Source organism: Sphingobacterium sp. UDSM-2020, from assembly GCF_016132525.1.
Lineage (GTDB): Bacteria > Bacteroidota > Bacteroidia > Sphingobacteriales > Sphingobacteriaceae > Sphingobacterium > Sphingobacterium anhuiense.
Window position 1 is genome coordinate 663,328 of the sequence record NZ_CP066166.1, and the last position, 12,313, is coordinate 675,640.

Here is a 12,313-nt window from a genome sequence, read left to right on the forward strand (position 1 = left end):
GTTTTTAAAATCAACGGCTTTCTATGTTGCTAAAAAGAAGATAGTGACCAATTAAATCTAACAACTGACAATCGACTCAATCATGATAAAGAATTATATAAAAATCGCATGGCGAAGTATTTTCTCTAATAAATTTTATACTGCCATTAATATTTTAGGATTGTCGGCTGGATTAATCGTTGGGATATTCCTATTACTTTGGATTCAAGATGAGCTTTCTTTTGACAGATTCCATGAAAATGAGCGCCGGATCTATAAAATTGGTATTGAGGGTGGAACTGGAATAACTAAAAAAATATTTGAGAATATCATTGCTCCTGTTGGTACTTTTGCAAAGAAAGAGATTCCGGAAGTTAAAGATGCCGTTCGTATCCTCAAAATCGGAGATGGTCCCATCAAATATAAAGAGAAAATATTTATCGAGAAAAGCTTTGCTTTTGTCGATCCGAGCTATTTTTCTGTATTTAATTTTCCTTTGGTTCAAGGCAATCAAAAGCTACCTTTTCCAGACAACAATTCGATTATCATCACAGCAACTACTGCCCAACGTTATTTTGGAAATGAAGACCCCATTGGTAAAACTGTGACCATAGGTCTAGATGAACTTTGTGTGGTATCGGGTGTTATCGCAGACTATCCCGAAAATTCAAGTTTACAATTGCAGGTACTTCTTCCCCTTTCTAGGTTTAATGAGCAGGCATACGTAAAAAATAAAACCACTTATGACAACAAAACATATTTGTCATCGATGGATATGGATTGGTCCAGTTTTTCATTTGAAACTTATCTACTGCTAACTCCCCAAGCGAACCTCACTGCTTTAACTAAAAAGTTACAACAGATACATGAACGCAATAAACCTGAAGATACACCTGTACCTTACGTAGCACAACCACTATCTAAAGTTCACTTATACCACATGGATGGTAGCGATGGAGGAATCGGCGCTGTACATATTTTTATGGGAGTCGCCCTGATGATTATAGCAATAGCGAGTATTAATTATATTAATCTTTCGACTGCACGTTCTTTAAATCGGGCCAAAGAAGTCGGAATTCGAAAAATTATTGGGGCTGGCAAAAGGGAACTTTTCTTTCAGTTTATCATAGAAACTACATTATTGTTTCTTTTTGCAGTAACCATTGCGATAACGGTCGTTTTTATTTTTCTCCCTTCTTTTAATAACTTCTCTGGAAAACAAATAGCATTGGATCTCGCCAGTATTAATTTATGGGTCTACATTTTCATCTTACTGATTGGAACACTTCTCTTAGTGAGCATCTATCCAGCATTACTGCTATCAACTTTTGATCCTATCAAAGTCCTAAAAGGTAATCTGGGAATGAAAAAATCTAGTTCCAGAAAAGTATTGGTTGTATTGCAGTTTACGGTTTCTATTGTTTTGATAACCATGACAATTGTCATTGGTCGTCAATTAGAGTTTATCCGCGACAAAAATCTTGGCTACGAAAAAACCCATATTTTCGCGGTTCCTATGGGATCAAAAATGGGCGAACATTTTGATGCCATCAGAAATGAACTGATCAAAAACGAAGGAATAAATGATGTAATCCGACTAGGTCGTGATATGATACACGGCGGAGATGCTACTGGAGATAACGATTGGGAAGGAAAACCTGCAAAGTCAAATCTATGGTTTAATATCACGCATTCAGATCAACATACGCTCGATTTCTTTAAGATAAAACTAGTAGAAGGACGAAACTTTACGGGCTCATTAGCGGACTCTACCCATTTTATTCTAAATGAAACAGCTGTTAGAGAGATGGGGTTAAAAAATCCTATTGGCACCCGTTTGAGAATCCGAACTGTACCTGGAACTATTATTGGTGTCGTGAAAGATTTTAATTACGCTAGTGTACGTCAGAAGATTGAACCTATCGTTTTTAAGTTTAATCCAAAAAATTCTCGGCAGCTTTATATAAAAACGAATGAAAATAAAACTGTTGATGCTATAGGCGCTATGGAAAAAATTTGGAAGCAATACTATAATAATATGCCTTTCACTTATAATTTCCTGGATGAAAGCTATCAAAAACTATACACAAGTGAACAAAAACAGGGTACCATATTTAACTTCTTTGCAGTCATAACCATCTTAATATCTTGTTTAGGTCTTTTAGGTTTATGTACATACACCGCACAAGTAAAAACAAAGGAAATTGGGATTAGAAAGGTGCTAGGTGCGACGGTTTTCCACATTATACAAATGCTGAATCGGGAGTTTTTCATCTTAGTCATTATTGCGAATATTATTGCGATTCCTCTTGCTTTATATTTCGCAAATGACTGGCTTCAGGGGTTTGCCTTTAGAACTAATTTACCTATATCTATATTTTTATTTTCAGGTATTCTCACATTGTTCATCACGGCACTTACAGTTAGTTTTCAATCCATTAAGGCTGCAATTATCAATCCTGCAAATAGCTTAAGAGACGAGTAATTAGGACCTTTTCATATAAAAGAAATTGCTAAATATAATAATTGATTCAAAATCATGATAAAACTATTTTTTAAAACTTTTCTACGCAATATAAAACGTAATCCATTAAGTGGAATTATCAATATAATCGGTCTAGCATTGGGATTTACAGTCGTCATAATTAGTTCATTGTGGATAATGAAGCAGTTTTCTGTTGACAAAAACTTCAAAAACTACGATGATATCTACCAGGTCATGATCACAGGTACATTTAATGGTGAGAAGTCTACAGATCGATCTACTCCCATACCATTGGCTAAGCTATTGCAATCTGATTTTAAAAATGAAATGCAACATATTACTTTAGTCAGTAAACGTGAAAATGCTAATTTTAAGAGTGGTGAAAAAAGGATCACTGGCACAGGATTGTATGCAATGGGTGCATTTTCTGAACTTTTCACATTTGAATCTATAAAAGGAGACGTATCTACACCTGCCCTACCATCAAAAATGATTATTTCCGAATCATTAGCACGTCGGTTATTTGGAGATGTAGACGTTATAAGTAAAGTAGTTGAACTTAACGGTAAAGCGCAGTACCAGATAACAGGCGTTTATGCTGACTTGCCAGAAAATAGTACTTTTCATCAATTGGATTATATATTGCCATTTTGCGACTATCTGAAACAAAACCCTGATGCCGATCAAAGTTGGGGTAATTGTTTTTTCCATACTTATGCCTCTATTCAAAATCCGCTCTCTCTACCTTCATTAGAGAGAACGACAACCACCATTTTAAAATCGAAACTTACAGACATCGATCCTGAAGTTCTTTTACACCCTATGTCTAAATGGTATTTGTATAATGATTTTAAAAATGGTAAAAATATCGGTGGGCAGATTCAATATGTTTGGATGTTTGCATTGGTAAGTGCTTTGATTATTTTACTAGCATGTATTAACTTTATCAACCTCAGTACCGCTAGAAGTATCAAAAGAGGTAAAGAAATCGGTATATTAAAATCGATCGGCGTAAATCGCCGCCAATTGATTCAGGGCTTTTTATTTGAATCTATCTTATCTGTATTTTTAGCATTTATACTCAGCCTCCCCCTTATACTCTTACTTCTTCCATGGATAAACGGTTTTATAGGAACTGAATTACGAATACCTTTTCATTCGATATTTTTCTATCTTATTGCTTTCTTAAGCATCGTTCTTCTTGGTCTTTCATCCGGATTATATCCATCCCTGTTCCTATCTTCATTTAATCCAATTTTAGCACTTAAAGGAAAATCAATTCAAGGAAATAGTAAATTTAAAGCGCGGAAGATTATGGTTGTTATTCAGTTCGCTATTTCTATTTTTATGATGATCGCCACATACCTCGTCATCACCCAATTAAACTATGTAAAAGATCGTCCAATTGGCTACAGCAACAAAAATTTAGTTAATGTCACGAGTTCAAGCGGTGAGATTATTAAAAAATTCGACGTCCTCAAAAAAGAATTGTTTGACAAGGGACTAATCCAAAACGCAACTTTATCCTCTAGTTTTGTAAACAATCTCGCTTTAACAGGCGGTGGATTTACCTGGCAAGGTAATGATGCTAAAGAAGGATCAATCATGGGCATATATACTATTGACGAAAATTTTGCTCCTACTGTCCAATGGAAATTTATGAAAGGTAGAAACTTTTCGAAAGATTTTAAAACAGATTCTATTGCTGTCATTTTAAACGAAGCTGCTGCAAAATATATGGGAGTATCCGATTTGAATAGCAAGCAATTAAGTTTTAGAGGTGTAAAATACAGAATCCTTGCCATTATACAGAACACAATGTCGGAATCACCTTTCGAATCAATTACCCCAACAGCTTATTTCCTAAATCTATTACCAAAGAGTAAGATTACCTTACGCTTAAAGGATGACAGTGAAGTCAATACAACAATGAAAGCCATTGCTATGCACTTCACCAAAACAGATCCTGATATTACATTCAGTTACACCTTTACGGATCAAGATTATGGTAAGCAATTTAAGCAGATGGAAATGATTCGTAGTTTGACCAGTTTATTTACTGGTCTTGCAATTTTGATTTCCTGTCTAGGATTGTACGCCCTTGTCTCATTCTTAACTGAACAACGAGAAAAAGAAATTGGTATCCGCAAGGTATTAGGGGCATCTGAACTCGGTTTATGGAAATTGCTATCAACAGAATATATCTGGCTTACCTTAATTGGTTTTATGATAGCTGCACCTTTGGCTTATCTACTTATGGATAAATGGTTAGAAAATTATGTTTACCGTATTGCAATAAGCTGGTCTATTTTTGTCGTCACAGGAGGTCTGGCTCTTTTTATAACCTTGATCACTGTAAGTTATCAGGCCGTTAAAGCAGCTTTATCAAATCCTATAGATACCCTACGGAATGAATAATCACCCTCATAACCTGTACGCTTACGAACGCTAGGTGTTCGAAAGCGTACAGTTAAAGAAGGATACAGCAATAAACAATTAGCTGATTAGCAATAATTTAAAACATTGGCTTATGGATTGAACTTAAAAAGTGGCAAAAAATACGAGTCTAAAGTTTAAACAAATGATACAGAACTATATTAAAATAGCATGGCGCAATCTTTTGAAAAGTAAGGGATATGCAACCATTAACATTATTGGCTTAGCTATTGGTATGGCAGCTGTATTGTTAATAGGCATCTGGATACAGAATCAATCACAATTTGACAATTTCTATAGCAATAAAGATAATCTATATAGACTCTGGAACAAATATGACGAGGAGGCTGAAATCAACTTGCTAAACATCACAGCAGGAACTGCTTCATCTACTTTAAAAGCAGAATATCCAGAGGTGGAGCATGCTGCTCGTATGTATTGGAGCACCGATAGATTATTATCCTTTGATAATAAAAAGATAAAATCTAAAGGAAATGAAGTTGATCCAAATTTTATTGAAATGTTCGATTTCAAACTTTTAAAAGGTAATCGCAATGAAGTATTAAACGGTCCAAACAATATTATCCTAACAGAGCGACTCTCAAAAAAAATATTTGGGGATGCGGATCCTTTGAACAAAACGATTACATTGGATAACAAAGAACCTTATCAGGTGACTGGAGTAATAGCAGATTTACCCAGCAATACAGATTTTGATTTTACTTATCTGATTCCCTTAATCAATGCAAGTAGTCAATCTCCCACTTGGAACATAAATACATTTATGACTTATATCCAGCTAAAGAAGGGGACAAATGTAGATGCCTTTAATAAAAAACTAGTCAATATCATTGCAAAGAAAACGAATAATGAGCAGAAAGGTTCACTCTTTTTATATCCAGTATCCAAAATGCACTTGTACTCTAAATTTGAACAAGGTATCCCAGTTGGAGGCAAAATCACCCAAGTTAAACTTGTTGCTGGTCTTGGATTTTTGATTTTAGTGATCGCTTGTATCAATTTCATTAATTTAAGCACTGCGCGCAGTCAAAAGCGAGCAAAAGAAGTCGCGGTACGTAAAGTGGTTGGCGCCCAACGCAGCAGTTTGATTATACAATTTTTAACAGAGTCGGTCCTACTATCTTGTATTGCAGGAATACTTGCCATAGGATTAACATCTATATCCCTCCCACTATTTAATAAAGTATTGGACAAACCTTTAGTTTTTTCGATTACAGATCCTATGATCTGGGTCTCTCTTCTCGGATTTATATTGTTTACAGGAATATTAGCTGGGTTATACCCTGCATTTGTGCTATCGTCTTTTAAACCCGTTAAATCATTGAAAGTATTTGGAAAGTCTCAAAGATTTGCCTTCAATTTCCGTGAAGTATTAGTTGTTTTCCAATTTGGAGTTGCCCTAATCTTGATTATTGCAACCCTGATCGTCAATAAACAGATTGAATATGCAGGAAAACGTGATGTTGGTTACTCACCTTCACAACTGATCGAAATTCCAATGGAAGGTGATATGACAAAAAATTATGAAGTCATCAAATCTGAATTGATCAATAAGGATATTGCGCAAGCTGTGACCCGTACCGGATGGTCAATTACCCAAAACAATTCTAATTCAGGGGGTAATTTTTCATGGGAAGGATCTACCCCTGAACAAGGAAAAAAAATCGTATTCAATATTGGAAAAGCTGAGAGTGATTTTGTTAAAACTCTGGGATTAAAATTGATCGAAGGTCGTGATATTGACTTCGAGCGATTGGCTTCTGATAGTATGTCGGTACTCGTAAATGAGGCTGCTATCAAAGAAATGAAATTGAAAAATCCTATTGGCAGCATTTTGAAATGGGGAAGTAATACCTTTACAATTATAGGAGTTATCAATGATTACATCAGCGGATCTCCATACAGCCCAGTTACTCCACTTCTTATTCATCCTGCCAAAGAGTGGATGTTTAATATGGTTGTTCGTACTCCTGCATCTGTACCTATAGAACAGAGCTTGAAACAAATGGAGCAGGTACTCAAAAAATTCAATCCGGCGTACCCTTTTGAATACAAATTTGTTGATCAGCAATTTGCGGCAAAGTTTAAAGAGCAACAACAAACAGCTCAGTTAGCACTCATATTCTCTGCATTAGCCATTTTTATATCTTGCCTTGGATTATTTGGACTGGTATCGTACATCGCGGAATTGAGAACGAAAGAAATTGGTATCCGCAAAGTATTGGGTGCGTCTGTAACAGGTATAACAGCCATGCTCTCAAGAGATTTTGTAAAATTGGTTCTTATTGCCATTTTAATTGCCTCACCTATTGCCTGGTGGATCATGAATAAATGGTTGCAGGATTTTTCTTACCGCATCGAGATTCAATGGTGGGTCTTTGCTTTAGCGGGGATTGCCGCATTAACTATCGCAATTATTACGGTGAGTACACAAGCCATTAAAGCGGCAAATACAAATCCTGTAAAAACATTACGGGATGAATAATAACATACACTTACTGTAGGGTTATCTGAATGAATTAATGAAAAAAGCTTTAAAGCATAAAAAATGATACGAAACTATATTAAAATAGCATGGCGGAATATTCGAAAGAATAAAGGGTTTTCACTGTTGAACATGTCGGGATTAACAATTGGAATAACCTGCTTTTTGTTATTAGCTACTTACATATACCATGAATCCAGTTATGAACGTTTTTTCTCTCATGCAGATCGCATTGCGTATTTCAGCCTATCATACAAGGCTCCAAATAGCCCAGAAATGGTTTCATCCAGTACAACGCCAACAGGTCTACAACAGACTTTACAATCTGATTTTCCCGAAGTTGAGCAGGCCAGTCGTTTATATCCGTATATACAAGGTGGATTAGTTGATATTGGAAATCAATCTTTAAAGGAAAATAAGCTGATTTATGCTGATAAAAACGTATTTGAAATTCTCGATTATGATTTTATTGAGGGAAACAAAAAACATGTATTGGATGAGCCTAATCAAATTGTATTGACAGAAACCTTAGCTAAAAAATATTTTCCAAATGAATCGGCTATAAATAAAACATTGATTATTGATAAAGTGAACTGGAAGGTATCTGGGGTAATAGCCGATATGCCAAGTAATACGCAGTTCAGATTTTCTGCCATTCTCTCTAACCAAGGTCTAGCACACTATAAAGAAGCTTCATGGAATTCAGCTAACGATATTACTATAGGATTATTAAAAACTGATCAAAGCTTTCAATCGGTGCAACTTAAACTGGATAATCTGGTTAAGGACAAATTTAGTGAGTCTATTAAACAGGGATATGAATTCGGTTTTAAAGTAGAAAAATTAAGTGATATTCATTTGCACTCAAAAACTGCAGGTACAGGAAATATCCTCTATGTTTATATTTTAATGGCTTTGGGTATTGCTCTTATCGTCTTGACCTGCATTAATTTCACCAATTTGATTCTTGCAAATGCGATTGAGCGCAAAAAAGAGATCGGTGTAAAGAAGGTACTGGGTGCAGGACGAAAAACAATATTCTTTCAGTTTCTCTTCGAATGTAGCTTAATGATTTTGATATCCTTAATTATAAGCTTAGTGGCAACATGGTTACTTTTACCTCTATTCGGTCATTTTATGGGAGTAGAAATGCAGATCAACTTTTGGAACAAACCTATCCTCTATATAGCAATATTAACTTTCTTTATTATCCTGTCACTACTTGCAGGTGGTTGGCCTGCCTACTCGATTTCGAGTTCAAAACCGATTTCAATATTCAGAAGTAAACTGATCGAAAAACAGACAGGGATATCCTTGAGTAAAGTGCTGATTGTGTTCCAATTTTGTATTTCCATATTTTTTATCATCTGTACATTATTTGCTGGTCAACAAATGGAATTTATTCAATCTAAAAATACAGGACTGGATCGTTCAGATATATTGGTGCTCGATGGCCGAGGATGGCAGGATAAAGAGCGTCAATTGCTAAAGGATAAGCTAAGTCAATTAAACAGTGTTAAAGGCGTAACGGCATCTTATGATAGTCCGGTTAATATTCAGGGGGGCTATACGATTAATGAAGTAGAAGGACAGGCTCCAGACTTCTCTATTGATGTCACTGCTATTCCTATTGAAAAAGACTTTGTATCCGTGTTCAACATTAAATCTATTGCTGGTTCTTCCCTATCGGATACGGACATCTTAAGAGCAAGCGATACCGTCGCTCCGGAGAATAGTTTTATTATTAATACGCTAGCTGCAACTGCTATGGGCTGGACTCCTAAAGATGCGATCGGTAAGAAAATAAATTTAAATGGCCGCAAGGGCACTGTAAAACAAGTGGTTGAAAGCTTTAATTTTAAATCTTTACATAATGAAATCACTCCTGTTGTGCTCTTTCCTGAATATGGTTATTTCGGAAATATCTTTATTAAGCTACATGATGGAATTCCTACACAAGACGCATTGAATCAGATCAAAACGATCGTAAAAGAGATCGCTCCGAAAAACAATTATGACTATCATTTTTTAAATGACGACTTTAATCAACTTTATCTACAGGATCAACAGACAACGCGAGCGATGCAACTCTTTTCATTAATTACCATCTCCATTGCGTGTATGGGATTATTTGCACTTTCGACCTATACGGTGCAACAAAGAATTAAAGAGATTGGAATCCGGAAAATTGTTGGTGCATCTGTTATAAAAATTGTTAGCTTATTAAGTGTAGATTTCCTCAGGTTAGTAGTTATTGCGCTCGCTATTAGCATTCCTTTTGGCTGGTTTGCAATGCATAAATGGCTAGACAATTTTGCTTATCATATTGAACTTGACTGGTGGATCTTTATACTTGCCGGTGGCAGTGCTTTACTCATCTCGTTCTTAACAATAAGTTACCAGACTGTCCGTGCTGCTATGGTCAATCCAATTGATTGTTTACGGGATGAATAATTTACTGCATTAAAAAAATTGACTACTTTATACGATAACGATGATAAAGAACTATATCAAAATCGCATGGCGTAATTTATTGAAAAATAAGGCTTTCTCTAGCATCAACATCATTGGATTGGCTATTGGTATGGCCGGAACTTTGCTTATTGCGCTATGGTTGCAAAATATGCTGAGTATGGATCGGTTTCACGAGAAAAGTGATAGACTCTTTATCATCAGTAATCACGATCTTTATCAAGGTGAGATGCAGGCATGGACCAATACTCCCAAAATAATGGGTCCTATTTTAAAAAGTGATTATCCTGAAATTGAAAGTTTTAGCCGTATAGAAGACGGTAATAAATTCTTGACAACTTATGGCGATAAAAAATTGGTTTCCAATGCCAGTTTTGTTGATCCCGGATTTTTCAACATGTTCAGCTATCCCTTACTCAAGGGTGACAAAACGAACCTTTTGAAAGATGCAAATTCAGTCGTCATTACTGAGAAATTTGCGAAATCTCTTTTTGGAGATGAGGATCCTATAGGAAAATCTATAAAAGTCGAATCCAATAACTTGGTAACAGTTCAGGCCATAATTAAAGATCCAACAAGTTATAGCAGTATTCAATTTGATTATCTATTATCATGGGACTTTGCTAAGAAATTAGGGTTTGTTGACGAAAACTGGTCCAACAACTCTACTTATACCTATATTTTATTGAAGGAGGGTACATCCTTACAGGAGTTCAATGATAAAATAAAACTCGTGAGCCAAAATCATATCAATGTAGGTAACAATGAAATCAAGTCCACGAATGAGATCTTTGCTTTTCCCTATAAAGATACCTACTTATACAATAAAAGCATCAATGGGTCATATACGGCCGGTCGTATTCAACTGGTACATTTATTCTCTTGGATTGGAGCATTTATCTTGTTAGTCGCCTGTATTAACTTTATGAATCTGAGTACAGCCCGCTCCGAAAGAAGAGCCAAAGAAGTGGGTGTCCGCAAGGTTGTAGGCGCTGGTCGCAAAAGCCTCATGTTACAGTTTATTGTAGAAAGTATCTTAATCAGTTTTGGGGCTATGATATTGGCCATCATCTGTGTGATATTGGTTCTACCTGCATTTAATAATCTTGTAGAGAAAAATCTTCATATTTCTTTACTTTCCGGTAGTACCTGGTTCTTTTTAATTATTTTCTCGGTTATCACAGGGGTTTTAGCGGGTAGCTATCCTGCATTTTTCCTTTCCTCTTTTAAACCGTTGAAAACGCTTAAGGGAAAGTTGAATACCTACAATAAAGGCCTCAGTGTACGTTCTTTTTTGGTTATTCTTCAATTTTCGATCGCTATCATTCTGACTATAGCAACAATTATCATATTTCAACAGATCCAGTATACGAAAGATCGGGATCGGGGTTATAATGACAATGGCTTATTAACGACCCGTTTTTCAGGAGAATTAGACAAAAATTATCTAACGTTACGTAATGAATTGCTGGCTAGCAATGCTGTACTTTCTGTATCTAAAAATATGTCTCCTGTTACCGATCGCTATAGTAATGGATGGGGTTTTTCCTGGTCTGGTAGTACCGACAGTGATAAAAAAATATCTTTCAATCGTTTCAGCACCGATGCTGATGCAGTAAAAAACCTGGGATTCGTACTTATGTCGGGACGTGATATTGATGTATATAAGTATAAGACCGATAGCAATGCAATGCTTTTAACAGAAACTGCTGTTCGCAAAATGCGGTTAAAAAACCCCTTAGGGCAAATCATTAAAGGCGATGGAAGAGATTGGACTGTGGTCGGTATAATCAAAGATTTTATCGTGGAATCTCCATTTGATGAAATTATTCCTATGGTGGTATTTGGTCCTAGATCCTGGTTTACAACCATACATTACCGATTGAATCCAAACAATAGTACTGCTGTTAATTTAAAAACTATAGAATCTATCTTCAAGAAATACAATGCTGACTACCCATTTGATTATAAATTTATTGATAAAAATTTTGAAGCTAAATTTAAAGAGACACAATCCATTGGAACAATTTCTATGCTATTTGCAGGATTAACAATCTTCATTTCCTGTTTGGGCTTATTTGCCCTAATCGCCTATATGGCAGAGACACGAATGAAGGAAATTGCTGTTAGGAAGGTATTGGGAGCATCTGTTAGGCAATTAACATCTTTGCTCTCTTTAGATTTTCTAAAATTGGTCCTTATAGCAATTCTTATCGCATCACCGATAGCATGGTGGACAATGAATGACTGGTTGAAAGATTATAGTTACCGCATTGAAATTCAATGGCATTATTTTGCTATTGCAGGTCTTATGGCTATTCTGATCAGTTTGGCAACGATTAGTTACCAAGCGATCAAAGCCGCTCTTTCAAATCCTGTCAATAGTCTACGTGATGAATAACAGGCTTAATAGATATTTTAAATAATTTAGAACA

General features: G+C 35.7%; 5 protein-coding genes. All 5 read left to right on the plus strand.

The genetic code is table 11. The features are described from left to right. Positions 1-82 precede the first annotated feature (82 nt). The 5 genes from JAZ75_RS02805 to JAZ75_RS02825 all read left to right on the plus strand — a co-directional run bounded on the left by JAZ75_RS02805 (position 83) and on the right by JAZ75_RS02825 (position 12,279). Positions 83-2,464 (plus strand): ABC transporter permease, encoded by a 2,382-nt coding sequence (locus JAZ75_RS02805; RefSeq protein WP_208700157.1) that lies wholly within the window; start codon positions 83-85, stop codon positions 2,462-2,464. Between the two features lie 54 nt (positions 2,465-2,518). Next, positions 2,519-4,882 carry an ABC transporter permease gene (locus JAZ75_RS02810; protein ID WP_208700159.1) on the plus strand — a complete coding sequence of 788 codons (2,364 nt, stop codon included), beginning with the start codon at positions 2,519-2,521 and terminating at the stop codon, positions 4,880-4,882. A 163-nt stretch (positions 4,883-5,045) separates the two neighbouring features. Continuing rightward, positions 5,046-7,406, plus strand: coding sequence for an ABC transporter permease (locus tag JAZ75_RS02815; protein ID WP_208700161.1), 2,361 nt, complete (start codon positions 5,046-5,048; stop codon positions 7,404-7,406). Between the two features lie 63 nt (positions 7,407-7,469). Then, entirely contained in the window at positions 7,470-9,860 is a 2,391-nt protein-coding gene (locus JAZ75_RS02820; RefSeq protein ID WP_208700163.1) for an ABC transporter permease, read from the plus strand. 40 nt (positions 9,861-9,900) lie between these two features. Beyond that, complete coding sequence (locus JAZ75_RS02825) at positions 9,901-12,279, plus strand: ABC transporter permease (RefSeq protein ID WP_208700165.1); 2,379 nt, start codon at positions 9,901-9,903, stop codon at positions 12,277-12,279. Positions 12,280-12,313: the final 34 nt, after the last annotated feature.